General features: G+C 64.3%; 20 protein-coding genes. 9 read left to right on the top strand and 11 right to left on the bottom strand.

Annotation, left to right across the window (positions count from 1 at the left end; all coding sequences use genetic code 11):
- Positions 1-2: 2 nt before the first annotated feature.
- Positions 3-671, bottom strand: coding sequence for a GTP cyclohydrolase II (gene ribA / locus BG60_RS15020; RefSeq protein ID WP_008352974.1), 669 nt, complete (start codon positions 669-671; stop codon positions 3-5).
- 144 nt (positions 672-815) lie between these two features.
- Positions 816-1,574: an NADPH-dependent F420 reductase gene (locus tag BG60_RS15015; protein ID WP_075583510.1), complete on the bottom strand. Its 759-nt coding sequence runs from the start codon at positions 1,572-1,574 to the stop codon at positions 816-818.
- A 152-nt stretch (positions 1,575-1,726) separates the two neighbouring features.
- Here BG60_RS15015 and ahpC point away from each other — a divergent pair, with 152 nt between their 5' ends.
- Both ahpC and ahpF read left to right on the top strand, forming a co-directional pair.
- The gene (gene ahpC / locus BG60_RS15010) at positions 1,727-2,290 is read left to right on the top strand and encodes an alkyl hydroperoxide reductase subunit C (protein ID WP_008352971.1); all 564 of its coding nucleotides are present in this window, start codon (positions 1,727-1,729) and stop codon (positions 2,288-2,290) included.
- A gap of 147 nt (positions 2,291-2,437) precedes the next feature.
- Complete coding sequence (gene ahpF, locus BG60_RS15005) at positions 2,438-4,024, top strand: alkyl hydroperoxide reductase subunit F (protein ID WP_008352970.1); 1,587 nt, start codon at positions 2,438-2,440, stop codon at positions 4,022-4,024.
- A 62-nt stretch (positions 4,025-4,086) separates the two neighbouring features.
- Here ahpF and BG60_RS15000 read toward each other — a convergent pair whose 3' ends face one another.
- Complete coding sequence (locus BG60_RS15000; RefSeq protein ID WP_008352967.1) at positions 4,087-5,316, bottom strand: sensor histidine kinase; 1,230 nt, start codon at positions 5,314-5,316, stop codon at positions 4,087-4,089.
- Positions 5,317-5,598: 282 nt separating this feature from the next.
- Here BG60_RS15000 and tam point away from each other — a divergent pair, with 282 nt between their 5' ends.
- Positions 5,599-6,378, top strand: a complete 780-nt coding sequence (tam, locus tag BG60_RS14995; RefSeq protein ID WP_008352965.1) for a trans-aconitate 2-methyltransferase — start codon at positions 5,599-5,601, stop codon at positions 6,376-6,378.
- 3 nt (positions 6,379-6,381) lie between these two features.
- On the opposite strand, the gene BG60_RS14990 is transcribed toward tam, so the two are convergent.
- Entirely contained in the window at positions 6,382-7,317 is a 936-nt protein-coding gene (locus tag BG60_RS14990) for a LysR family transcriptional regulator (RefSeq protein ID WP_008352964.1), read from the bottom strand.
- A 167-nt stretch (positions 7,318-7,484) separates the two neighbouring features.
- On the opposite strand from BG60_RS14990, the gene BG60_RS14985 reads away from it, so the two are divergent.
- From BG60_RS14985 to BG60_RS14975, 3 genes are all read left to right on the top strand, one after another.
- The gene (locus BG60_RS14985) at positions 7,485-9,068 is read left to right on the top strand and encodes an aldehyde dehydrogenase (NADP(+)) (protein ID WP_008352961.1); all 1,584 of its coding nucleotides are present in this window, start codon (positions 7,485-7,487) and stop codon (positions 9,066-9,068) included.
- A gap of 543 nt (positions 9,069-9,611) precedes the next feature.
- Entirely contained in the window at positions 9,612-11,537 is a 1,926-nt protein-coding gene (locus tag BG60_RS14980) for a zinc ribbon domain-containing protein (protein WP_008352959.1), read from the top strand.
- 211 nt (positions 11,538-11,748) lie between these two features.
- Entirely contained in the window at positions 11,749-12,888 is a 1,140-nt protein-coding gene (locus BG60_RS14975; protein WP_008352958.1) for a TAXI family TRAP transporter solute-binding subunit, read from the top strand.
- Between the two features lie 10 nt (positions 12,889-12,898).
- On the opposite strand, the gene pdxR is transcribed toward BG60_RS14975, so the two are convergent.
- From pdxR to BG60_RS14950, 5 genes are read right to left on the bottom strand one after another with little or no spacing between them, the layout of a single operon-like run.
- Positions 12,899-14,350 (bottom strand): MocR-like pyridoxine biosynthesis transcription factor PdxR, encoded by a 1,452-nt coding sequence (gene pdxR, locus BG60_RS14970; RefSeq protein WP_008352956.1) that lies wholly within the window; start codon positions 14,348-14,350, stop codon positions 12,899-12,901.
- A gap of 21 nt (positions 14,351-14,371) precedes the next feature.
- Positions 14,372-14,737: a type II toxin-antitoxin system VapC family toxin gene (locus BG60_RS14965; protein WP_008352955.1), complete on the bottom strand. Its 366-nt coding sequence runs from the start codon at positions 14,735-14,737 to the stop codon at positions 14,372-14,374.
- Complete coding sequence (locus BG60_RS14960) at positions 14,731-14,949, bottom strand: ribbon-helix-helix domain-containing protein (RefSeq protein WP_008352954.1); 219 nt, start codon at positions 14,947-14,949, stop codon at positions 14,731-14,733. The genes BG60_RS14965 and BG60_RS14960 overlap by 7 nt, the downstream gene beginning before the upstream one ends.
- A gap of 47 nt (positions 14,950-14,996) precedes the next feature.
- Positions 14,997-15,260: a helix-turn-helix domain-containing protein gene (locus BG60_RS14955; RefSeq protein ID WP_008352953.1), complete on the bottom strand. Its 264-nt coding sequence runs from the start codon at positions 15,258-15,260 to the stop codon at positions 14,997-14,999.
- On the bottom strand, positions 15,257-16,687 hold the full coding sequence (locus BG60_RS14950) for an aminotransferase-like domain-containing protein (protein WP_008352952.1): 1,431 nt from the start codon (positions 16,685-16,687) through the stop codon (positions 15,257-15,259). The genes BG60_RS14955 and BG60_RS14950 overlap by 4 nt, the downstream gene beginning before the upstream one ends.
- Before the next feature lie 151 nt (positions 16,688-16,838).
- Here BG60_RS14950 and BG60_RS14945 point away from each other — a divergent pair, with 151 nt between their 5' ends.
- Together BG60_RS14945 and BG60_RS38235 are read left to right on the top strand one after the other, a co-directional pair.
- Positions 16,839-19,154 (top strand): FdhF/YdeP family oxidoreductase, encoded by a 2,316-nt coding sequence (locus BG60_RS14945; protein ID WP_008352951.1) that lies wholly within the window; start codon positions 16,839-16,841, stop codon positions 19,152-19,154.
- Positions 19,144-19,539, top strand: coding sequence for a hypothetical protein (locus BG60_RS38235; RefSeq protein ID WP_152563208.1), 396 nt, complete (start codon positions 19,144-19,146; stop codon positions 19,537-19,539). Before BG60_RS14945 ends, BG60_RS38235 begins: the two co-directional genes overlap by 11 nt.
- A 92-nt stretch (positions 19,540-19,631) precedes the next feature.
- Here the strand turns inward: BG60_RS38235 and BG60_RS14940 are convergent, their stop codons facing one another.
- The gene (locus BG60_RS14940) at positions 19,632-22,370 is read right to left on the bottom strand and encodes an MGH1-like glycoside hydrolase domain-containing protein (RefSeq protein WP_008352950.1); all 2,739 of its coding nucleotides are present in this window, start codon (positions 22,368-22,370) and stop codon (positions 19,632-19,634) included.
- A gap of 84 nt (positions 22,371-22,454) precedes the next feature.
- Positions 22,455-24,392 carry an amylo-alpha-1,6-glucosidase gene (locus BG60_RS14935; RefSeq protein WP_008352949.1) on the bottom strand — a complete coding sequence of 646 codons (1,938 nt, stop codon included), beginning with the start codon at positions 24,390-24,392 and terminating at the stop codon, positions 22,455-22,457.
- Between BG60_RS14935 and BG60_RS39335 the strand changes: the two genes are divergently transcribed.
- On the top strand, positions 24,391-24,573 hold a 183-nt coding region (locus tag BG60_RS39335; protein ID WP_034471930.1), incomplete at its 3' end, for a hypothetical protein. The genes BG60_RS14935 and BG60_RS39335 overlap by 2 nt on opposite strands.

Here is a 24,573-nt window from a genome sequence, read left to right as displayed (position 1 = left end):
GCTTACTCGTTCTCGTCGAAGTAATGCCCGAAGCGCGCCTGCTTGGTCTTGATATAGCGCTCGTTTTCCTCGCGCATCGGGATGGCGAGCGCGACGCGTTCGCATACGGGAATATCGTGCCTGAGCAGCGTGTCGAACTTCGACGGATTGTTGCTCATCAATCGCACCGACTTCACGTTCATGGAACGCAGGATCGCGGCGGCGGAATCGTATTCGCGGGCGTCGTCGGGCAGGCCGAGATGCAGGTTCGCATCGACGGTATCGAGCCCCTGTTCCTGCAGCGCGTATGCACGGATCTTGTTCGCGAGGCCGATGCCGCGCCCTTCGTGGCCGCGCAGATACAGCAGAATCCCGCGAGCCTCCGCGGCGATATAGCGCAATGCCAGATCGAGCTGCTCGCCGCAGTCACAGCGGTACGAGCCGAAGACATCGCCGGTCACGCATTCGGAGTGCAGGCGCGTCAGCACGGGTTCGCCGCTGCTCACGTCGCCCATCACGAACGCGATGTGCTCCACATCCGTGTGCTTCACGCGATAGACGTACGAAGCGAAAGTGCCGTAGCGGGTCGGAATGGTGGCGGTCGCCACGAGTTCGACGTCCGCGCACTCGTCGCACTCGCCGAAGCGGTGTTGCGGGTTCTGCACGTCCTGCGTAGGAGAAGCGGTTTTCATAGTCAATCTGCGAGTCCACGACGCCGGACGGCGGCTGCATTTTTGCGCCAGCCCGGTTCGTCATGTTAAAGCCCATCGGGAAAGTTTGCAGATTGTCTCACGGCGCGCGCGCGTTCCCGCGCTTTACCGTACGGTCTTTCGCTTCTACGCAGGTTGCTCGAACGTGCCGGGACTCTTGTCCGTCGCGCGCCATTCGGGCTTGCGCACCGGATCGGCCTTCTGAAGCGCCGCGCGCAGGCCGGCGGCGTCGAGATCGGCGGTGTAGACGGGCGTCGCGGGCTGCTGACGCCAGGAATCGTCGATCTGGCCGGCATCGACCGGATCGAAGCCGATCTCATCGACGAGCATCATCACGACGGCCTTTGCCTTCGCGTCATCGCCCGCGACCGGCAGCGCGATGCGGCCCGGCGTTCCCGGCGGCTTGCCGCGGTTCTTCAGGTGATCCGCATAGATATTGTTGAACGCTTTCACGACCGGCCGACCGATCTGCTGCTCGACCCAGCGGCTCTCGGGCGTGCCCTTTTCGATGCCTTCGATCCGCCCGTCGCGCTGCTGCGGATAGTAGTTACCGGTGTCGATCACGACGACGCTCGCCGGCACGCCCGCAAACAGATCCTTCGGCAGGTTCGGCACCTTGGCTTCCGGAATCGTGACGACGACGACTTCGGCGTCCTTCACCGCGTCCCGCGCTTCGACGGCCTTCGCGCCGGTCTCGCGCTCGATATCCGCGAGGGACGCCGGGCCGCGCGAATTCGCGATACGCACGTCATGCCCTTTCTCGGTGAAGCGCAGTGCCAGCACCGAACCGATATTCCCCGCTCCGATGATTCCTATTTTCATATTGCCTCCTTGAAATGAAAGTGAAAGCGACCAAGTCTGTTTAAGGAACCTGCGAAGGCGCATGCAATCAGAATGCCTTGTGCGGGAAAACGCCAAAATATCGCGTCGATAGCCCGGCGCTATCCCGATAATAAAATCAATCCACTTCGCAAGTACGATAGCTTTCCTGTATAGTTCACTTACTTCTTCAACACCACTCCAAAAGGAAACTGGTAATGCCCATCATCAACAGTCAAGTCAAGCCGTTTAAAGCAACCGCCTATCACAATGGCGAGTTCGTGACCGTCACCGATGAAAGCCTGAAGGGCAAGTGGTCGGTGTTTGTGTTCTACCCGGCCGATTTCACGTTCGTCTGCCCGACCGAACTGGGCGACCTGGCTGACCGCTACGAAGAATTCAAGAAGCTCGGCGTGGAAATCTACTCGGTTTCGACCGACACGCACTTCACGCACAAGGCATGGCACGACACGTCGGACACGATCCAGAAGATCAACTATCCGATGATCGCCGACCCGACGCTCGCGATCTCGCGCAACTTCGACGTTCTGATCGAAGAAGAAGGCCTGGCGCTGCGCGGCACGTTCGTGATCAACCCGGAAGGCGAGATCAAGCTGTGCGAAGTGCACGACAACGGCATCGGCCGCGACGCTGGCGAACTGCTCCGCAAGGTTCAGGCTGCTCAGTACATCGCGAAGAATCCGGGTCAAGTGTGCCCCGCCAAGTGGACGCCGGGCGCTGAAACGCTGACCCCGTCGCTCGACCTGATCGGCAAGATCTAAGTCTCGTACTTCACGAGCGCTGTATCGAACTTGCCGCGGTTCTGCGGCAGGTTCACCCCAAAAAACGTGTTCGTCCGGCGCTGCGAATTTCGCAGCGCCGCGGCGGAACACGTCTGCAATATCCCAAGTCAAGGAACGGACATCGCCATGCTCGACGCCAATCTCAAGAATCAATTAAAAGCGTATCTGGAAAAAGTCACCCGGCCGATCGAACTCGTCGCCTTCCTCGACGACAGCGACAAGTCGCGTGAGCTGAAAAGCCTGCTCGACGAGATCGCTACGCTGTCTGCGCGGATCAGCGTCGTCGAGAAAGAGGACGCCAGCGTGCGTCGTCCGTCCTTCACCATCGGCGAGGCGGGCAAGGCTGCGGGCATCCACTTCGCCGGCATCCCGATGGGCCACGAATTCACGTCGCTCGTGCTCGCGCTGTTGCAAGCCGGCGGCCATCCGATCAAGCTCGACGACGCCATCATCGAGCAGATCAAGAATCTCGACGGCGACTTCGCGTTCGAGACGTATTTCTCGCTGTCGTGCCAGAACTGCCCGGAAGTCGTGCAGGCGCTGAACGTGATGGCGATCATCAACCCGCGCATCAAGCATGTCGCGATCGACGGCGCGCTGTTCCAGCAGGAAGTCGAGGAACGCCAGGTCATGTCCGTGCCGATGATGTTCGTCAACGGCGAGAGCTTCGGCTCGGGCCGCATGGGCGTGAAGGAAATCCTCGCGAAGCTGGACACGGGCGCATCGGCGCGCGCGGCGAAGGAACTCGAGAACAAGCCGGTGTTCGACACGCTGATCGTCGGCGGCGGTCCTGCCGGCGCGGCGGCGGCGATCTATTCGGCGCGCAAGGGCATCGCGACGGGCGTCGTCGCCGAGCGCTTCGGCGGTCAGGTGCTCGATACGATGGCCATCGAAAACTTCGTCTCCGTCAAGGAAACCGAAGGGCCGAAGTTCGCCACGGCGCTGGAGCAGCACGTCAAGAGCTACGAAGTCGATATCATGGACGTGCAACGCGCCGAGAAGCTGGTGCCGGGCCGCATCAATGAAATCCATCTCGCGAGCGGCGCGGTGCTGAAGGCGAAGACCGTGATTCTGTCGACCGGCGCGCGCTGGCGTGAAATCAACGTGCCGGGCGAGCGCGAGTATCGCGGACGCGGCGTGGCGTACTGCCCGCACTGCGACGGCCCGCTCTTCAAGGGCAAGCGCGTCGCCGTGATCGGCGGCGGCAATTCGGGCGTGGAAGCGGCGATCGACCTCGCGGGCATCGTGTCGGCGGTGACGCTGATCGAATTCGGCAACGAGCTGCGCGCCGACGCGGTCCTGCAGAAGAAGCTGCGCAGCCTGCCGAACGTGACGATCGTCACCGAGGCGCAGACGACCGAAGTCACCGGCGACGGCAAGAAGGTCAACGGCATCACGTACACGGACCGCGCGACGGGCGCGAGCCACCACGTCGAGCTGGAAGGCGTGTTCGTGCAGATCGGCCTCGTGCCGAACACCGAATGGCTGAAGGGCGTAGTCGAGTTGTCGAAGCACGGCGAGATCGTCGTCGATGCGAAGGGCGCGACCTCGCTGCCGGGCGTGTTCGCCGCGGGCGACGTGACGACGGTGCCGTACAAGCAGATCGTGATCGCGGTCGGCGAAGGCGCGAAGGCGGCGCTCTCGGCGTTCGACCATCTGATCCGCGCGTCGGTGGAAGACGAAGCAGTGGTCGAAGAAGAAGCGGCGGCCTGAGCATCGTTCAGGCGTCGTGGTGACCGGAAGGCGGACGGGGCGACCCGTCCGCCTTTTTTCGCTTATTGAGCGTCGGAAGCCTTCGGTTCCAGCACCATCGGGAACGTCACTTCGAACACGCTTCCGCGCCCTTTCGACGACTGGAAGCGCAGTTCCCCTTCCAGCGTGCGCGACAACTCCTTGACGATCGCAAGGCCGAGCCCGGCGCCGGGAATGTCGTCATCGGCGGCGCGCTCGAATTCCTCGAACACGCGCTCCTGATCCGCCACGCTGATGCCGACGCCCGTATCGGCGACGCGCAATTTCCAGCGCTGATCGGGCGCGGCGGCGATCGACAGTGCGATCTCGCCCGACGACGTGTACTTGATCGCATTCGACAGCAGATTCAGCGCGACCTGCTTCACCTTCAGCCGGTTCGACGTCACCTCACCGAGCGCCGGATCGAGATGGCCGATCAGCTTCAATCCCTTCGATTCGGTCGCGACGCGGCAGGCCTGCATCAGCTCGTCGAAGAGACCGACGAGATCGAACGGCTCGACCGTCAGCACCGAATCGTCGCCCAGCACTTTCGAATATTCGACCATCTCGTCGACGAGCGACGCCATGTCGGCGACTTGCCGGTTCGCCAGTCCGAGCGCCGTCTCGCGCTTCGCGGCCGAGCGCGCGGCCAGTTGCAGCGCCGTCGAGAACACGTTGAGGAAATTGCGCAGATCGTGCGCGACGCGCCGCGTGACCTGCATGCGCGTCTCGTACAAATCGCCGATGAGCTTTTGCCGCAGCGTCAGCTCGTAGTTGGCGCGCTCCAGCATGCCGGTGTATTCGTCGATCTTGCGATCGCGCTCGCCGATCGCCTCGCGAATCGACGCCAGCGTGACGAAGCTCACGACTTCATCGGTCATGAGGCGCGCGTGCTCTTCGTCGGCGCGCGAAAGATCGTCATGGGCGCCCGCGTATTCGCCGATCGCGAGCAGCAACACCTGACGAAAAAGATCGAGCTCGCGCACGAGTTCATCGATACGGTAGCCTTGCTGCCAGCGCCATTGCCCGTGTTGGCGCGCGTCGCGCTCGATCGCGCCTTCCTGGTCGCGCAGATTGCGCGATTCCAGCACGATGCAGATTTCATCGAAGATGCTCGGCAGATGATCCGCAAGCTGCCGATACGTGAGCTGATCCGAATGTTCGACTTCCTGATCGCCGAACACGAGCTTCATCCAGCGTTCGGTGAGCGCGTCTTGCTGCGCGCGCAGCGCGTCCACGAGACCCTTCAAGCCGCCGACTGACGTGTCGCTCATCTGCGAGTCCCCGAGTGCTTAAGGCGCCGGAGGGCGGCGCGAATGATGTTCGTGATATGCATGCGAAAGCAAGTTCCGATATTGCCTGGAACCGCCCGCGAATGCTTCGCCAGTATAGGCGCGATGCCCGCGCGAAAGGGACATATCCGAGTTTTTTCAATGACTCGCGTGCACATCGGATTCAGCGTTCCATTCAAAGGCCGTCGCGCGGCTTTGGATCGGCGCGGCCCGTGCATCTAGAATCGCGTGTGATATCACGACGAACATCGACTGGAGCCTTCAATGACGACATCATCGCCCGAATGGCAAGCGCGCCAATATTCGCTGTTCGAGGAAGAGCGCACGCGCCCCGTCCGCGATCTGCTGAACGCGACTCATGCGCGAGCCGCGCGCACGGCGGTCGATCTCGGCTGCGGCCCCGGCAATTCAACCGAAACGCTCATCGCGCATGCGCCGAACGCGCGCGTGATCGGCGTCGACAATTCGGGCGACATGATCGACGCGGCGAAAAAGCGCCTGCCCCAAGTCGAATTCGCGCTCGCCGACATTTCCGCGTGGCAGGCAGAAGGACCGTTCGATCTGATTCTCGCGAACGCGGCGCTGCAGTGGGTGCCCGATCACGAGACGCTGTTTCCGTCGCTCGCCGGCAAGCTCGCGAAGGGCGGGCAGCTCGCCGTGCAGATGCCCGACAATCTCGACGAACCCGCGCACCGCCTGATGCGCGAAGCCGCCGCCGATGGCCCTTGGCGCGACAAGCTGAAGGGCGTGGAGCGCACCGCGCGCTTCCGGGCGGACTGGTATTACGCGTTGCTCAAGCCGCTGTGCGCGCGCGTCGACGTGTGGCGCACGACGTACCATCATCCGCTGGACGGCGGCGTCGATGCCATCATCGAATGGTTCAAGGGCTCGGCGCTGCGGCCGTTCCTCGCGAAGCTCGACGAGAAGGAAGCGGCCGCGTTTCTCGACCGCTATCGCGCCGGCCTGAAAACCGCATATACCGTTTTCGACGACGGCAGCGTGCTCCTGCCCTTCCCGCGTCTGTTCATCGTCGCGACGCGCTGAGTGTCAGTTCGGCCGGCGCTGCTCGCGCAACATCTGCACGAACTGCCGCGCCGCCGGCGAAAGCTCGCCGCCCCTGCGCGTGACGATGCCGTAGGTCTGCGATTTCGACTTCATGCGAACGGGCAGAATGCGCAGCATGCCGTGGCGCTCGAACACTTTCGCGACGCTCGCCGGCAGAATCGACACGAGTTCCGCGCTCTCCTGCAGCAGCGTCACGGTCATCAGCGGCGAGGCGGTGGAAATCGGATTGGCGGGCATCGGCAGGCCGGCGAGATCGAGTTCGCGTTCCAGCAATGCGCTCATCGGCATATAGCTCGGATACGTGACCCAGCGATAGCGCGCGAGATCGGCGAAACCGACTTCCGGCTCGCCCGTGCGCTCGTGACCCTGACCGACGACGATGCAAAGCGGCTCGTCCGCCAGCGGCTGATACTGATACTTCGACGGCTGATCGGACACGCTCGAGCGCCCGATGACGAGATCGACGCGGCCGTCGTCGAGCATCGGCAGCATGCGCGCGCTCGTATCCTCGACGATTTCGATCGCCAGATCCGGATGCTTCGCGTGCATCTCGTTGACGATCGGCGCGACCACGCCCGGCACCGCGCCCATGATCGTGCCGACGGTCAGCCGCCCGCCCGTGCCCGCGCGAATCTGCGCGACTTCCTGGCAGAGCGCGTTGAGATCGGCGGCCAGCACGCGTGCGTAGCGCACCACGCAGCGGCCGAACGGATTCGGGATCAGCCCGCTCTTCGCACGCTCGAATAGCGGCGCTTCCAGCATGGATTCGAGTTCGGCGAGCGCCTTGCTCGCGGCGGATTGCGTCATCGCCATGGCGCTCGACGCCTTGTGCAGCGATTTGTGGTCGTCGAGCGCGATCAGCAGTTGAAGCTGCTTCATGCGCAGCCGCGACATCAATACATCGAGCGTGTTCTTCATCTTTCGGCGTGCGGGAAAGCGCGGGGTGATTCCAAAAAGCGATCAAGCGATGGAAAGGTTTCACTATACAGGCGCACACGCGAAGCCGTATAGTCGGGCAAGGTGCAGTCATCGTACAACCGGTACATGCGGCTGCCGCGAATCACTCCAAGCAAGGACGAGACATCATGCAACTCACTGGCAACCTGCTCATCGGTCAGGAATCGGTTTTCGGCTCGAACGGCTCGATCAAGGCCGTCAACGCCTCGACCGGCGCGGCCATCGAACCGGCTTTCGGCGGCGCGACGCTCGCGGACCTCGACCGCGCGTGCGCCCTCGCGTGGGCCGCGTTCGACGTCTACCGCGAAACCGCGCCCGAAGCGCGCGCGAAGTTCCTGGAAACGATCGCGCAGAACATCCTCGATATCGGCGACGACCTGATCGAGCGCTGCATGATCGAAAGCGGCCTGCCGCGCGCGCGTCTCGAAGGCGAGCGCGGCCGCACGGTCGGCCAGTTGCGCATGTTCGCCGATGTCGTCCGCAATGGCGATTTTCTCGGCGTGCGGATCGATCCGGCGCAACCCGAGCGCAAGCCGCTGCCGCGCGTCGATCTGCGTCTGCGTCATATCGGCGTCGGCCCGGTCGCCGTGTTCGGCGCGAGCAACTTCCCGCTCGCGTTCTCCGTCGCCGGCGGCGACACGGCGTCGGCGCTCGCCGCCGGTTGCCCGGTCATCGTCAAGGCGCACTCGGCGCATCCGGGCACGGCGGAGCTCGTCGGCCGCGCGGTGCAGAAGGCCGTGAAGGACTGCGGCATGCCCGAAGGCACGTTCTCGCTCCTCTTCGACAGCGGCCGCGACATCGGTCAGGGCCTCGTCGCCGACAACCGCATCAAGGCGGCGGGCTTCACCGGCTCGCGCGGCGGCGGCGTCGCGCTGATGAAGATCGCGGCGGCGCGCAAGGAACCCATCCCCGTCTACGCGGAAATGAGCAGCATCAACCCGGTACTGCTGTTCCCGAACGCGCTCAAGAATCGCGGCGAAGCCATCGGCAAGGCGTTCGTCTCGTCGCTCGTGCTCGGCGCGGGCCAGTTCTGCACGAATCCGGGCCTGATTCTGGCCGTCGACGGCCCGGATCTCGACAAGTTCATCGAAGCGGCTTCCGCTGCGCTCAAGGAAACCGCCGCGCAGACGATGCTTACGCCGGGCATCTGCAAGACGTACGCGAACTCGGTCGCGAAGACCGCCGATAACGCCGACGTGACCACCGCCGCGCGCGGCCTCGAAGCGAAGGGCGACAATCAGGGCCAGTCGGCGCTGTTCGTCACCACCGCCGAAGCGTTCCGCAAGAATCACGATCTGCAAGAGGAAATCTTCGGTGCATCGTCGCTGGTCGTGCGTTGCCCGAGCCTCGACGCGATGATCGATCTGATCGAATCGCTGGAAGGCCAGTTGACCTCGGCGCTGCATATCGACGAGGCCGATTACGCCGATGCGAAGCGCGTCCTGCCCGCGCTCGAGCGCCGCACCGGCCGCCTGCTGGTGAACGGCTTCGGCACGGGCGTGGAAGTCGGCCACGCGATGGTGCACGGCGGCCCGTTCCCGTCGACGGCGGATGGCCGCTCGACTTCGGTCGGCAGTCTCGCGATCAACCGTTTCCTGCGCCCGGTCAGCTATCAGGATCTGCCTGACGCGCTTCTGCCCGACGCGCTGAAGACGGCGAATCCGCTCGGCCTGAACCGCCGCATCGACGGCAAGCTGCAACTGGCGGAATAACGCTTCGGGTCGGTCTGATGAAAGCCGCGGCGCGTCATTCGCGCCGCGGCTTTTTCGCTTCTGCGCAACGCCGGAGCACGAAAGGCAAACCTTTCGAACGATGATTCGGAAGCCTTACCAATCCCCCGGCGACGTCCGCCGCTTCGGGCGATCCGCATTGACATACTCGGCGTGGGCTCGCTACAACGTTTCATCACGCGCTCGAATCGCTTTCACATCAGTGGGTTATCCGGCGATCGCGCCCCGTTGTCTTTTTTCGGCTAAGGATTGGCGATTCAAAACCGCCGCCGCGATCCCAAAATGTCAGAAATATCGTGAGCGAGAGCACCGCCCGGAGTAGGGGCGAAAGGCAATTGACGTCCGATAGTGGTTGAACCATAGTCGGATAGTCGTTTCCCGCTGGCGCGCGCGCCGCGCGGACAAAGAATACGAAGGATTGCTGCCGCGGGACGCCGTTCCCGCGTACAGGCGCGACGGCTCGGCGCGCATTGGCGGCCACGCGATTTTGGCAACCTCACGCACACGTCCTTCGAGGGCTTTAGCATGACCACGCGACTGACGTTTCCCGCATCCATGTTCTCCGTCGTCTGCCAGCGGTGCGGCAGCACGGTGCGCAAGAACGCCGACAGTTGCCCCAATTGCGGCGCAGACCGAAGCGCCGCATTCGGCCAGACGCGCGAGGCCGCCTCGGGCAAATCGCGCAAGAACGTTTTCGAAGAGGCATCGGCGCCGCTCGCATCGGCGGGTGCGTCCGCATCCGGTTCTTCCGCTTCCCTCGACTCGGATGGCGCCGGGCGCGTCGAGCCGGGCATGCGCTCGCGCTGGACGGAGCGCGCGAGTGAGCGCATCGCGCAAAAGGCGGCGGAATATCGCGCGCGCCGCGCCGAGGAATCCGCACGCAACGCCTTCGCCGATTCCAGCAACGATCCCGACGCCCTGCCCGGTTCCGAGCGGTGGAACACGAAGAAGACAGTCATCGCCGGTGCATGCGGTCTCGTGTTGCTGCTCGGCGCGACGTTCTATTACCAGCTTGGCGATTCGGACGGCGGTTCGAGCACGCCATCCGCGGATCACAGCGTTTCGGGCGTGATCGATTCCAAGGTCGGTTCGCTGATGCGCGGCGCAACCGACGCGCCCGGCACGCCGGCCGCGGCGGACCGGCGCCCGTTGGCCGCCGCTCCGTCCGGCAATGCGCTGCAGGATGTGCGCGTCGCGCTGGATCAGCACGATCTCGCCACGGCCCGCGCGCGGCTCAAAATGCTTCCGCCGCAGCAACAGGCGCGCGCCGACTACGAATCGCTGAAGGACGAGCTCGTCAAGCGCGAAGCGCAGCGCGACGCCGCGCTGCAACTCGCGCGCGCCTGCGAGCGCACGTCCGCGTGGGCGTGCGTGCAGCAGAACGCGGGCGAGGCGCTCGCCCTCGACGGCAGCAACATCGAATCGCAAGCCATGCTCGAACGCGTGATTTCGCACGCGGGCTGGCTCGCGCCGACGGCAGTGGCCGCGCTCGCCAAACGCGTGCCGGGCACGGCGCCCGCCGCGGAAGCCGCGAACACGGCGGCTGCCGCGCCCGTTCAGCTTCCCGCGCAGGCAAACGTTGCAGCGGCGGCCGCGCAGGCCGCAAAGACGAACGGGTTTGCTCAGAAGCCCACGCCGGACAGGCGCACGGTGCAACGCAGCACCGCTGCGCGCTGGGCCGACGACGACGCTGCCTACGAATCGCGCGCGGAGAAAATCGCGCGTGGCCAGGCGGCGACCGCCGCGATCACCGCGACGACGATCAATCCGCCGCCCGCGCCGACCGTCGCCACGACGATGACGATGCCCACGCCCGCGCCGCAAGCGGCCACGCAACCGACGCCCCAACCGACGCCCCTGCCGACGCCACAACCGGCCACGACACAAGCCGCCGTGCCCGCGCCGTCGCAACCGGCCGCTGCGAAGGCCGCTCCGCCGCCCGTCACGCAAGCGGCGCGCGCGCCCTATTATCTCGGCGAAGAAAGCGCCCAGCCTTCCGCCGCGAATTCGCGTGCCGCGAACCCGCGCGCGCCCTATTACATCGGCGACGAGCCGCCGCAGCAAGCCGCTCGTCCGGCCAATCCGCGCGGCGCGTATTACCTCGGCGAAGATCCGCCGCAGCCGTCCGCGCCCCCGACGCGCACCGCCGTGCCGCATCCACCGCAATCGGGCAATCAGAGCAGCGCGCTTCCGCCATCGACGGCGCCGATGCAGGCAGCCGTGCCCCGTCCGCCCGCGGCCGTCGCACAAGCCGTCGCCCAGCCCGTCGTGCAGACGAACGTCGCGACGCGCAGCACGCAGGCCGCGGCCACGACCGGCGCGTCGCCGCAGTTCGCCACGGTGCCGGCCGGTTCGCATGTCGACTCCGACAAGTCCGAGGAACTCGAACGCGCCATCAAGCAATACGGCTGGAGCGGCGGCGATTCGGCCTCGAAGCCGCCGTCGCGCTGAAAACGGCAAAAAACGCAAAAAAGCGCACGAGAACGACGCAACTACAAGAACACGCAGAGACAACACCGACGCACCGCAAGCACGCGCCGCGCATCTTCGCGCCGGGCCGCATGCGAGTGCCCGCGCATGAGCAGATTGCGCGCGACGCGGACGATTCCCGCATCGTGCGAGTTTCAAAAAGCACCCGTCCAACTCCGACTAAGGGTCAATCATGTTCACCACGAAATACATGCGCAACGCCGCACGGGGCGCGCTGACGCTTCTCGCCATCGCCGGGATGATCGGCGCGGGATCGAGCTTCGCCGCCGATCCGATTCCCTACAAGATCACGACGGGCCAGGAACGCGGCACGTATATCCAGATCGGACAGGACTTGTCGAAGTACGTCGCCGAGCCGGCCGGCATCGAACTGGAAGTGCTGCCGTCGAAAGGGTCGGCGGAGAACGTGCAGCGCATGCGCTACGAGCCCGGCGTGAAGTTCGCGCTGGTGCAGTCGGACGTGTATCAGGCGTACATGGACATGGCGACCTCGGGCAATGCGGACGCGGGCAAGATCATCAAGCCGCTGCGGCTCATCATGCCGCTCTACGACGAAGAGATTTACTTCGTCACGCGCGCGGACTCGCCGATGAAGTACATCCACGAGATCAAGGGCAAGAACATCAGCGTCGGGCCGATCGGCAGCGGCACGGCGCAATCGGCGGAGACGCTGTATCGGCTGATGTTCGGCGAACCGATCGCCGAAGCCAACGAGCAGCATCTCAACAACGAGGATTCGCTCGCGCGGCTGATCGTCGGGAAGATCGACGTGGCGGTGATCGTCGCGGGGCAGCCGGCGAAGCTCTTTCAGGACATGAATCCGGAGCTGCTCAAGCAGATCAGGCTGCTGCGCCTCGATCCGAACGCGCAGGAAACCGCGCGCGCGAAGCAGACCTATTTCCCGGCGACGATCCGCACGACGAGTTATCCGAACTGGATTCAGGAAGACACGCCGACGCTCACCGTGAAGGCGTTTCTCGTGACCTACGATTACGGTTTGCGCGGCACGGTCGGCGCGCTGTCGAAATTCGCCGATTCGCTGTGCTCGAACTTCGACACGCTGCAGGCGAACGGCCATCCGAAGTGGAAGCAGGTGCATCTCGAACTGCCGCCGCTCACGAAGGGCTGGAAATACTATCCGCCGATGGAAAAGCACTTGCGCGCGTGCATCGCGCAGCGCACGGCGGCCGCCGAGCAAGCGCAGAATCCGACGCGCAAGGTCGCGACGCGCGACGCGGACGCGGCCGCGCAAAAGCCGAAAAAAGCGGCGTGTTCCGCGCAGGAAAAGCTGCTGTTGTTGTGCGATCAGTGACGCCGCGAAGCTAGCGGACGAGCGTCGGCATGAGCGCGGCGAGGCGCGTCGCGCCGCGCTCGATCGCCGTGACGTTCGTCCCGCCGTAGCCGAGCAGCACGCCTTGCTGCGCCGGCTCGCCCGCGTAGAACGCGCGTATGCCGTACAGCCCGACCGATACGGCGCGCGCCGCCGCGACGACCTCGTCTTCCCGCACCGAACCGGCGAGCCGCGCGACGAGATGGATGCCCGCCGTCGCGGGCAGCGGCTCGAACCAAGGCGCGAGCTCGCCTTGCAGACGTTCGATCAACAGCGCGCGGCGTTCCGCGTACGCCTTGTGCATGCGGCGCAGATGCTTCGCGTATTCGCCATCGAGCATGAACGCGCCGAGCGCGGTTTGCGTCAGCATGCAGCTGTGCCAGTCGCAAATCTGCTTTGCGTTCCAGAGCGGTTCGGAGAGTGTCGCGGGCGGCACGACGTAGCCGAGCCGCAGATCGGGAAAGAGCGTCTTCGAAAACGTGCCGACATACGCGACGAGTCCCGCGCGATCGAGACTCTTCAGCGATTCCACCGGCCGCCCTTCGAAGCGGAATTCGCCGTCGTAGTCGTCCTCGACGATCACCGCGCCGCGCTTGCCCGCCCATTCGAGCAACTCGACGCGCCGCTCGAGGCTCATCGGCATGCCGAGCGGAAACTGATGCGACGGCGTCACGTAGACGAGCCGCGTGTTGCGCGGCAGCTTTCTCACGACGATGCCCTCGCCATCGACCGGCACATGCGCGATGCGCGCGCCGAGCGCCGCGAAGAGCGCCCGCGCCGGCGGATAACCCGGCTCTTCGACCGCGACGACATCGCCCGGCTGGATCGTCACGCGCGCGAGCAGATCGAGCGCCTGTTGCGCGCCCTGCGTGACGATCACGTCCTGCCAGTTGCAGACGACCGCGCGGCTGAACGCGAGATAACGCGCGATGCCGAGCCGCAACGCCTGCTCGCCGCCCGGATCGCGATAACCCGCGACGCCGCCGCCCGCGCGCGTCTGCGTGCGCAGTGCCTGATTCAGGCAGCGTCGCCAGGCGTCGTAGGGAAAGAGCGATTTGTCGGTTACGCCGCCCTTGAAATCGCAGTCGAGCGTTTCGTCGGCGGGCGGCATCGGCATCGTCATGCGCTCGGGCATCTTGCGCCAGATGCCGGTGGCGCGAGCGCGGGCCGATACGGGTTCGGTGCGCGCGGTCGGCAGGCGCGTGAGCCCTTCAGCGACGAACGTGCCGTCGCCGGCGCGCGTGCGCAAGAAGCCTTCCGCGATCAGCCGCTCGAAGACATCGAGCGTGGTCTTGCGCGAGACGCCGAGCTGCGCGGCGAGATCGCGCGTGGACGGCAGGCGCGCGTTCGCGGCGAGCCGCCCTTCGATGATGCCCGCGCGTAGCTGGCCGTAGATCTGGCCGGTCAGGTCGCGGCGGCCGTGCAGGGTGATGTGGATGTCCAAGGGTGCTGGCGACCGACGCGGCTACAGTTGATAGGGCATCCGCACGCCCGGATCGTCGGGCGGGAAGTCCTTCGAGTTGCGCGAAACGAGCAGCGCATTCACCGATTGCGCCGACGCCCACACGATCGCATCCGGCAACTTGATGCGCGATTTCCTGCGAATTCCGATTGCGAGGTTCGCGACGGCCGAATCGAGCGGCACGAGATCGAAGGTGGACAGCCAGGCGCGCAGCGACGCTTCACTGTCGGGTTTGGCGCCCTCTAGAACTTCCATGAGCGTGATGATGCTGATCGACCGCTCTTCGTAACGCTCGATCTCCTTGCGTGCCGCATCGATTCCCAACAGGTAATCGATCAGGATGTTCGTGTCGAAAAGCGCTCTTACCATTCTTCGCGCAGCTCCCGCTGATACTGCAATCCATCGATCTTTCGCTCTTGCCATAAGCCGAACACATCGACGGCAGAACGGCGCTTGTTGCTCGCGACGTACGCGCTGATCGCGTCCCGAATGACCGCGGCTCGCGGGCGCTGCTGCTCTTCGCCGATCGCGGCGAGTTCGTCTATCTGTTCGTCGGGCAAATCGATCAAGATCCTTCCCATAGATACCTCGCTATACGATATACATATGGTATATCACCATAGCCCATTTATTCACCTGCGCTGAAAATCGACTGACACAAAGTCACGCCTTGCTCGCTCAACCCCGCGCTGCCCGTCCCATCCTCGTTCATCCGGACCTCGACGAATCCCGCTTCCTCGAGCCCGGTCAATTGCCGACGCAACGCGCTCATCGGCAAACCGGACTGCTTCGCCAATTTCGCGAGCGACCACGCGCGTTCCGGCGTTTCCGTCTGTGCGCGCCAAAGCTGTGTCAGCACGGCGACGAGCGCCGGATCGATGTCATCGTTCATGCGCGAATCCCCAAAGTTATCTCCCTGCCCGCGAGTTCGCCGAGCCGCCGCAACGCGGCCTCGCTCTGCGCGGTCCACGGATAACTGTAGTTCAGCCGGATGAAATGGCTGAAGGCGTTGCGCGTGGAGAACATGTAGCCCGGTCCGACCGTGATGCCGCTGTCGAGCGCGGCGCGATAGAGCCGCATCGAATCGACGCGCTCCGGCAATTCCACCCATAGCACATAGCCGCCCTGCGGCGCCGATGTGCGCGTGCCCGCCGGAAAGAAGCGCTCGACCATCGCGCTCATGATGCGCGACTGCTGCCGATACAGCTTGCGCACGCGCCGCAGATGCCGGTCGTAGCCGTCCTGCCGCAGATAATCCGCGATCGCGACCTGCGGCACCGATGGCGTCGTCAACGTGTTCAGAAACTTGAGCTTCTCGACCTGCGCCCGATACCGTCCCGGCATCGCCCAGCCGATCCGGTACGACGCCGTCAGACTCTTCGAAAACGACGCGCAATGCAGCACGAGCCCTTTTGTATCGAAGTTCTTGAGCGTCGACGGGCGCGCATCGCCGTAATAAAGCTCGTGATAGACATCGTTTTCGATGACCGGAATATCGTGCGCGGACAGCAATTCGACGAGCCGGCGCTTGCGCTCGTCCGGCATCTGGAAGCCGAGCGGATTCTGGAAGTTCGGCATCACCATGCACGCGGCGATCTTTCTTCGTCCGATGATCCGCGCCAGAGCGTCGATGTCGATGCCTTCCGCCGGATGCGTCGGCACTTCGATCGCGCGCATCCCGAGACGCTCGATCGCGTGCAGCATCGCGTAGTAAGTCGGCGATTCGACGGCCACCGTGTCGCCGGGCTGCGCGACGGCCTGCAGGCTCAGGTTGATCGCCTCAGTCGCACCGACCGTGATGACGATCTCCTCCGGATCGACCGGCACGCCGTTTTCGGCATAACGCCGCGCGATCTGGCGAATCAGCTCGGGATTGCCGGGCGGCAGATCGTCGATGAGATTCCAACTCGCCTGCCGCCGCGCGATCGCGTTCGCGTACTGGTTGATGCGCCGCCACGGAAACGGCTCGGGATCGGGATACGGCGAGCCGAACGGCACGGCGTCGTGAGCGCGGATGCTGCGCAACGTCGAAAGCACGAGCCGGCTCACATCGACTTCCGATGCCGTCGCGATCACGCGCGTCGGCTGACTGTGCGCCGCGCCCGCCTGCGGTTTTGCGCGCACGAAATAGCCGGACTGCGGACGCGTCTCCAGAATCCCGCGGCTTTCCAGGATCGCGTACGCATGCAGCACCGTCTTGATGCTCACGCCGTGCTGCTGGCTCGCCTGCCGCACCGACGCAATCTTCTCGCCGGGCGTGAACACGCCGCGCCGCACGGCTTCCTCGATTTCATCGGCGAGCTTTTCGTAGAGTTTCAACTGGATTTCGTTCTGAAGCGGGAATGCGTCAAGTCTAGGGCAAATCGACGCAACTGTACTCCTTCTATTTCGCATTTTCTGTGCGCCGCGCGCGATTCGGATCACAGTACGCTTCGGACATCGCAAGCCAAAAAGCATCATCCGCCAAGCCATGTTCAAGAAGCCCGAAGAACGCATCGAACCCTATACGCATCCCGCCGCCGGCTGGGGCGCGCTGAAGCAGGTCGCCATCAATCTCGTCAAGGAGAAGGTGGCGGGTGGCAACTACAAGACGCTCTTCAAGCAGAATCAGCCGGACGGCTTCGATTGCCCCGGCTGCGCGTGGCCCGACCGCGAGCACGGCTCGACCTTCGAATTCTGCGAGAACGGCGTCAAGGCCGTCGCCGCCGAAGCGACGAGCAAGCGCGTGACGCCCGCGTTCTTCGAGGAGCACACGGTTTCGTCGCTGATGACGCAGAGCGATTACGAACTGGAGCAGCACGGCAGGCTGACCGATCCGCTCGTCTACGACGCAAAGCGCGACCGCTATGTGCCGATCGACTGGGACGATGCGTTCGAACTCATCGCCTCGCATCTGAAAAAACTCGACGATCCCGATCGCGCCGCGTTCTACACGTCCGGCCGTGCGAGCAACGAAGCCGCTTTTCTGTATCAATTGTTTGTGCGGATGTACGGCACGAACAATTTCCCCGATTGCTCGAACATGTGCCACGAAGCGACGAGCCGCGGCTTGCCGCATACCGTCGGCATCGGCAAGGGCACCGTCACGCTCGACGACTTCGAACACGCCGACACGCTGCTACTCTTCGGCCAGAATCCGGCGACGAACCATCCGCGCATGCTCGGCGAGTTGCGCGAGTGCGCGAAACGCGGCGCGACCATCGTGTCGATCAATCCGCTGAAGGAGCGCGGCCTCGAACGTTTCGCGAGCCCGCAGCACACGCTCGACATGCTCTCGCCGAAGGGCGTGAAGATCAGTTCGGTGTTCATCCGCCCGAAAGTCGGCGGCGACTTCGCGCTGATCAAAGGCGTGGCGAAGCGCGTGATCGAACTCGACGACGCCGCGCGCGCGAACGGTGGCGAGCGCGTGCTCGACGTCGATTTCATCGCGGAGCACACGGTCGGCTTCGACGCCTTCGCCGACGACCTGCGCGCCGAAAGCTGGGACGCGATCATCGCGGAATCGGGCGTGGAGATGGACGATCTGCTGAATCTCGCCGACATCTACGCGAAAGGCCGCGCCGTCATCTCGACGTGGGGCATGGGCCTCACGCAGCACAAGAACTCCGTGCCGACCATTCAACTGCTTTCGAACCTGATGATGATGCGCGGGAATATCGGACGGCGCGGCGCGGGCTTATGTCCGGTGCGCGGCCATTCGAACGTGCAGGGCGACCGCACGGTCGGCATCGAGGAAAAACCGACGCAGGCGTTTCTCGACCGGCTCGGCGCGGCCTACGATTTCGAGCCCCCGCGCGAGCATGGCTACGACGTCGTCGAAACGATTCACGCGATGCTCGAAGGCAAGGTGAAGGTGTTTATCGGCCTGGGCGGAAATTTTTCGATCGCGACGCCCGACACGCCGCGCACCTGGGAAGCGATGCGCTCGTGCGATCTCACGGTGCACATCACGACAAAGCTCAACCGCAGCCATCTCGTACACGGCCGCGACGCGCTCATTCTGCCGACGCTCGGCCGCACCGAGATCGATGTTCAGAACGGCGTGCCGCAAGGCGTGTCCGTCGAGGATTCGATGAGCATGGTGCACATTTCTTACGGCATGAACAAGCCGGCCTCGGCGAATCTGCTTTCCGAAGTCGCGATCGTCGCACGCATGGCGCACGCGACGCTCGGCTCGGCCAAGGTCGACTGGCGCGCACATGAGGGCGACTACGCGCTGATCCGCGATGGCATCGAAAAAGTGCTCGACGGTTTCGAGCGCTACAACGAACGCCTGAAGCAGCCGGGCGGTTTTCATCTCGGCGTGGCCTCGCGCGATCGCGTCTGGAAGACGCCGAGCGGCAAGGCGCAGTTCATCGTGCACAGGATCGCGGTCGATACGCCGATCCACCGCGCCCGTGCGCTGTACGGCGACCGTCTCATGACGCTGATGACGACGCGTTCGCACGATCAGTACAACACGACGATCTACGGTCTCGACGATCGCTACCGCGGCGTGTACGGACAGCGGCGCGTGCTGTTCGCGAACCGCGAGGACATCGACATGCTCGGGTTCGAGCCGGGCGAACTGGTGGATATCACGAGCGTGTGGGACGACGGCATCGAGCGTCGCGTAGACGGTTTCAAGCTCGTCGAATACGACATTCCGCGTGGCTGTCTCGGTGCGTATTATCCGGAGACCAACCCGCTCGTGCCGCTGTCATCGGTTGCGGATGGCGCCGGTACGCCGACGTCGAAGTCCATTCCCGTGCTGCTGACGTCGTCCAGTCAGGCCATTGCTGCCTGAAACCGCTGCGCGACGCGATGCCGCCAAGCACGCGGCATCGCGCTCTCTCGCGCTGACGGATACGGCGTTCGAGCGCGGCGGCGCCGCTGAACCAGCGATCGGCGCATGCGCCCAGCATGGCGAGGATGCCGGCCCACGCGATCAACCCGGCGGCGAAGCTGTTGAATTCGCCGCTGAACCAGACGCCGCCGAGCATTGCGGCGGCGAACACCAGCATGACGATGGCGAACGGCGGGCAATGTTCGTGTTCGATATGAGCGCGGCCGCCAGCGCCCAAGCCCATTTGGTAGCCGCTGAGAGAATATGCGCTAATGGACTGCGCCATTTTGTCCTCCAGACTGTTATCAATTTGTGTTTCCACAAACTTACGCAGTTGGAGCGATGAGTAATACCAGACAATTCCTAACAACGCTTTCGACCTGTGGCGCTTGACTTTCGCCGAACCCCGCAAAACGCGATGCCACCGCGATTCACGCCTCATTTCGCTCCTGCGAACTCCTGAACATCGGCATCGGCTTCGCCGGCGAGCGGCACGACGCCGGACGGCCCCGTCGCATGCGGATGCAGCAACAGCGCGACGAGCCCGCTCCAGCCCGTCTGATGCGACGCGCCCACGCCGCGCCCGTTGTCGCCATGAAAATACTCGTGAAAGAGCACGAGATCACGCGAACGCGGATCGGCCTGTAGCAGCGGATAGGCAGCCATCACCGGACGCTCGCCGTTCTTGTCGAGCAGAAAGAGCGTGGTCACGCGGCGCGCGAGTTCGTCGGCGATTTGCGCGAGCGAAAACTTCTGTCCCGAGCCCGTCGGATATTCGACGCGAAAATCATCGCCGTAATAGCGATGAAACTCGTGGATCGATTCGATCAGCAGATAGTTGACCGGCATCCACACCGGACCGCGCCAGTTCGAATTGCCGCCGAACACGCGCGAGTCGGATTCCGCCGGAAGATACTGGATGCCGAAGCTTTCGCTGTTGTGATAGAAGACGAACGGGTTATCGAGATGCACGCGTGACAGCGCGCGCACGCCGTGATCGGAAAGGAATTCGGTTTCGTCGAGCATGCGCCTGAGCAGCGCCTTCATGCGATGCCCGCGCAACAGCGACAGCAGCACGCTGTTGCCCTGACCCGCCACGTTCCAGCGCGACACGAGCCTCGAAAGATCCGTTCGATGTTCGAGAAACCAGTGCAGCCGTTCGCGCAATTCCGGCAGCGAGCGATACACCTTCGGCTCCAGCACATGCACGGCGAAAAGCGGAATCAGCCCGACGATGGACCGCACGCGCATCGGCACATTGGTTCCGTCGGGCAGGCGCAGCTTGTCGTAGAAGAACTCGTCCTCGCTGTCCCAGAGACCGGTGTCGCAATCGTCCTCGCAGCTCACCGCTTCCGCGATATACAGGAAGTGCTCGAAGAACTTCACGGCGATATCGACGAACACCTTGTTCGCGTATGCGAGCTCGAGCGCGATACGCATCAGATCGAGCGCGTACGCGGCCATCCATGCGGTGCCGTCGGCCTGATCGATGTGGCCGCCCGTCGGCAGCGGCGACGAGCGATCGAAGATGCCCACGTTGTCCAGGCCGAGAAAGCCGCCCTGGAAAATGTTCTTGCCGTCGGCATCCTTGCGATTCACCCACCATGAGAAGTTGAGCAGCAGCTTGTGGAACACGAGTTCCAGAAAATCGCGATCGCCCTTGCCGGTGATCGCGCGGTCGATCTCGTAGACGCGCCACGTCGCCCACGCGTGCACGGGCGGATTGGCATCGCCGAAAGCCCATTCGTACGCGGGCAATTGACCGTTCGGATGCTGATAGCGGTCCTTCACTAGCAATAGCAACTGACGTTTCGCGAACTCCGGATCGATGAGCGCGAACGCCGCCGCATGAAACGCGAGATCCCACGACGCGTACCACGGATATTCCCACTTGTCCGGCATCGACACGATGTCCGCGTTGCACAGATGCCGCCAGTCCGAATCGCGTCCGGTGCGCCGCTGCTTCGGCGGCTTCGGCTGAAGCGGATCGCCGTCGAGCCAGCGCGTCACATCGAACTGATAGTACTGCTTCGACCACAGCATGCCGGCGAGTGCCTGGCGTTGCACGAGCCGCTGATCGGCATCGGCGATATCGTGCTGCAGCGCGCCGTAAAACTCGTCGGCTTCCGCGATGCGTCGCGCGAAGAGACCATCGACGTCGAGCGGCACGGCGTCCGGCGCGGACTCGGGCCGCCAGCGCAGATACACGACCGCCTTGCCGAGCGGCTCCAGTTCGAGATGCGCGTGCGCGGCCGCGCGCGTGCCCTTGTCGCGGCGAATCGCGTCTTCGTCGCCTTGCAGGATGTAATCGTTGAAGCCGTCCTTGAACGGTCCCGTGCCTTCCATGTGGAAGAGACGCCTGACGTTGGTCTCGTTCTCGCAGAAGAGCCATTCCATCGCGCTCGCGTCCGGCGACCACGCGGTGACGACCATCGGTTCGTGCGCGCCCTGTTCGGCGAGCACGTAGGTGCCTTCGCCCTGCACCGTTTCCACCTTCAGCGAGGGCTTGATCGGCGTCGGCTTCCACGACCAGGTATTGCGCGCCCAGATTTGCGGCAGCACGTCGAGCGCGGCCCGCACGTCGCTGCGATTCTCGATCGTCACGCGCATCACGATGTCGTCCGGCGTGTGCTTCGCGTATTCGACCTGCACATCGAAGTAACGCGCGTCGTCGAACACGCCCGTGTCGAGCACTTCGTATTCGGGCATGTCGGCGCCGCGCCGCGCGTTTTCATCGACGAGATCGGCATACGGATACGCCGCATGCGGATACTTGTAGAGCATGCGCATGTAGGAATGCGTCGGCGTGCCGTCGATGTAGAAGTACAGTTCCTTCACGTCCTCGCCGTGATTGCCTTCCTGGTTCGTCAGACCGAAGAGCCGCTCCTTGATGATCGGATCGCAGCCGTTCCAGAGCGCGAGCGAGATGCACCAGTTGAGTTTGTCGTCGCCGAAACCGGCGATACCGTCCTCGCCCCAGCGATACGCGCGGCTGCGCGCATGATCGTGCGGAAAGTATTCCCACGCGGTGCCGAATTCGCTGTAGTCCTCGCGCACGGTGCCCCATTGGCGTTCGCTCAGATACGGTCCCCAGCGCTGCCAGCGTGGGCAGTCCTTCGAATGGAGCCTCAGGCCCTCGACGGTTTCGAGCTGGTTGACGGGGCGCGATTTCGACATGGGCGACTCCTCGATGGCGGCGTGCTGAACGACGGGCAAGTCTCGTAATTTAGCGCGTTTTGACGCCGGCCCGCGCGCGCCGCGCTAGGTTGCGCCGAGCAGCTTTTCGATGCGCAGGAGCTCCGCGAGCGACCACGCCTGAAACGGCGTCCCGCCGGGCGTGTGCGGCGCATCGGCATCGGCGACTTCGCTGACGTGATCGAGACCGTAGCGATCGAGATGCGCGTAGAGCGGCGTCAGAAAACGCTCGCGCGCGCCCGCCGCGCCGTGCACGCGCACCCACGCCTCGACGAACGGGCCGATCAGCCACGGCCAGACGGTGCCCTGGTGATACGCGCCATCGCGATCCAGCACGCCGCCCGCGTAGTTCGCCCTGTAGGCCGGATCGGACGGCGCGAGCGTGCGCAAACCGGGCGGCGTGAGAAGTTGCGTTTCGACCTGATCGACGACCGCGCGCGCGATATCGCCATCGACGAGCGGAAACGGCAAGCCGCCGACCGCGAAGATCTGATTCGGGCGAATCGATCGATCGACGCGACCGGGTTCGTGATCGACGTCGACGACATCGAAGAGCGTATGCGTGTCCGGATCGACGAAACGCGCGGCGAACGACAACTGCGCCCGATCGCGCAACGCCTGCCAGCGCGGATTCCACTCGCTCGCGATCGTGAGCGCGTTGATCCACAGCGCCTGCACCTCTACCGGCTTGCCGATACGCGGCGTCACGACCCAGTCGCCTGCCTTCGCGTCCATCCATGTGAGCTGGACGCCGGGCACGCCCGCGCGCAGCAGACCGTCCACATCGGCGGCGATACGAAAGCGCGTGCCGCGCGAATAGCCGTCGAGAATCGCATCGACGGCGCTTTGCAGGCGGCTCGTCGTCGCCGCGTGCGCGTGCCCCGTCGCCAGATAATCGTGCGCGGCGACGACGAACCACAGCGAGGCATCGACGGAGTTGTATTCGGGCAGGCCGCCGCTGTCCGGAAAGCGGTTCGGCACCATGCCTTCGGAAATCGTATCGGCCCATTCGAGCAGGATCGATTCCGCTTCCTGATGCCGGCCGGACGCGAGCAGGAGGCCGCGCATCGAGATGAAGGTGTCGCGGCCCCAGTCGGTGAACCACGGAAAGCCCGCGATGATCGTTTTGCCGACATTGCGCGTGACGACGTACGCATCGGCGCTGCGCGCGAGCCGCGAGCCGAACGCCGCGCGCCGTTCTTTTTCCCGCGAGGCGAGATGCGATGCGTGCGCGAGCGCGCTGTCTTCGAACGGCTTGTCGTGGCCCGCGTGCGCGTGGAGGATCATCACGGCTTCGCCGCGCGCGAGATCGAAGCTGAAGATGCCGGGCGTCGCGAGGTTTTCGGTGAAATCGAGTCCGCGCTCGCGTTCGCGCACGTAGCAGAAGTTGCGATACCAGTCGGGGGCGTGATCGTAAGCGCCGTTCGACGTGACGCAAATCGTCGGCAAATCGCCATACGGCTGCCATTGCACGCGCTCGCCTTCCAGTGTGGCATCGAAGGAAAATGCCGCGTTTTCGTGGTGCAGCGCGTGGTAGTCGCGGCCTGAGAGCAGCGGGCGGACTTCCAACTTGGCCGCTTTCGATGCGCCCTCGAGACGCCAGCGCAGGACGGTTTGGCGGGCTTCCTTTGCAACGAACGCTTCTGCGACGATGATCGTTGCGTCGTCGTTACCGATGCGGTAGCGCCATGTGGGCCACGGATCTGTATCGAATGAAAGGAGGCTTGCGGTCGTGTCGGGATAGAGGATGTCGGGGGCGTAGCGCTGCATCGTCAGAGGGATACGCGCGTTGCCCGTTTCGAGCCATGCTTCCATGCCGTTGATGAGCACGACACGGCCGGCGGGCGGTTGAGTCGCCGTCAGCAGCAGCGCTTGGTAGCGACGTGTGCGCATCGTGCCGACCGTGCCGGAGGCGAAACCGCCGTAAGCATCGGGTTCGAGCCATTCGTCTTCCAGACGCGCAGCGTCGATCGGCGATTCATCGGTGCGTTCGATGCGTGTCATGGTTTTGTTTTTTTTGCTGGATTGCGTGTTCGTGGCGGCTCGGGGTTTCGCCGGATCCCGGTTTCGTGGCGGCTCGGGGTTTCGCCGGATCCCGCTTTCGTGGCGGCTCGGGGTTTCGCCGGATCCCGCTTTCGTGGCGGCTCGGGGTTTCGCCGGATCCCGGTTTCGTGGCGGCTCGGGG

It is taken from the genome of Caballeronia zhejiangensis (genome assembly GCF_000698575.1).
GTDB classification, from domain to species: Bacteria; Pseudomonadota; Gammaproteobacteria; order Burkholderiales; family Burkholderiaceae; genus Caballeronia; species Caballeronia zhejiangensis.
This window is presented reverse-complemented; position numbering and strand designations above follow the sequence as displayed.

What these genes read in the sequence shown, in the direction of transcription:
- BG60_RS15000 (WP_008352967.1), bottom strand. Translation starts at nt 5,316, where the DNA reads ATGAGCGACACGTCAGTCGGCGGCTTGAAGGGTCTCGTGGACGCGCTG.
- BG60_RS14965 (WP_008352955.1), bottom strand. Translation starts at nt 14,737, where the DNA reads ATGGTAAGAGCGCTTTTCGACACGAACATCCTGATCGATTACCTGTTG.
- BG60_RS14955 (WP_008352953.1), bottom strand. Translation starts at nt 15,260, where the DNA reads ATGAACGATGACATCGATCCGGCGCTCGTCGCCGTGCTGACACAGCTT.
- BG60_RS14960 (WP_008352954.1), bottom strand. Translation starts at nt 14,949, where the DNA reads ATGGGAAGGATCTTGATCGATTTGCCCGACGAACAGATAGACGAACTC.
- BG60_RS14935 (WP_008352949.1), bottom strand. Translation starts at nt 24,392, where the DNA reads ATGACACGCATCGAACGCACCGATGAATCGCCGATCGACGCTGCGCGT.
- BG60_RS15015 (WP_075583510.1), bottom strand. Translation starts at nt 1,574, where the DNA reads ATGCGCCTTCGCAGGTTCCTTAAACAGACTTGGTCGCTTTCACTTTCA.
- BG60_RS14980 (WP_008352959.1), top strand. Translation starts at nt 9,612, where the DNA reads ATGACCACGCGACTGACGTTTCCCGCATCCATGTTCTCCGTCGTCTGC.
- tam (WP_008352965.1), top strand. Translation starts at nt 5,599, where the DNA reads ATGACGACATCATCGCCCGAATGGCAAGCGCGCCAATATTCGCTGTTC.
- ahpC (WP_008352971.1), top strand. Translation starts at nt 1,727, where the DNA reads ATGCCCATCATCAACAGTCAAGTCAAGCCGTTTAAAGCAACCGCCTAT.
- BG60_RS14940 (WP_008352950.1), bottom strand. Translation starts at nt 22,370, where the DNA reads ATGTCGAAATCGCGCCCCGTCAACCAGCTCGAAACCGTCGAGGGCCTG.
- BG60_RS14975 (WP_008352958.1), top strand. Translation starts at nt 11,749, where the DNA reads ATGTTCACCACGAAATACATGCGCAACGCCGCACGGGGCGCGCTGACG.
- ribA (WP_008352974.1), bottom strand. Translation starts at nt 671, where the DNA reads ATGAAAACCGCTTCTCCTACGCAGGACGTGCAGAACCCGCAACACCGC.
- ahpF (WP_008352970.1), top strand. Translation starts at nt 2,438, where the DNA reads ATGCTCGACGCCAATCTCAAGAATCAATTAAAAGCGTATCTGGAAAAA.
- BG60_RS14990 (WP_008352964.1), bottom strand. Translation starts at nt 7,317, where the DNA reads ATGAAGAACACGCTCGATGTATTGATGTCGCGGCTGCGCATGAAGCAG.
- BG60_RS14945 (WP_008352951.1), top strand. Translation starts at nt 16,839, where the DNA reads ATGTTCAAGAAGCCCGAAGAACGCATCGAACCCTATACGCATCCCGCC.
- BG60_RS14985 (WP_008352961.1), top strand. Translation starts at nt 7,485, where the DNA reads ATGCAACTCACTGGCAACCTGCTCATCGGTCAGGAATCGGTTTTCGGC.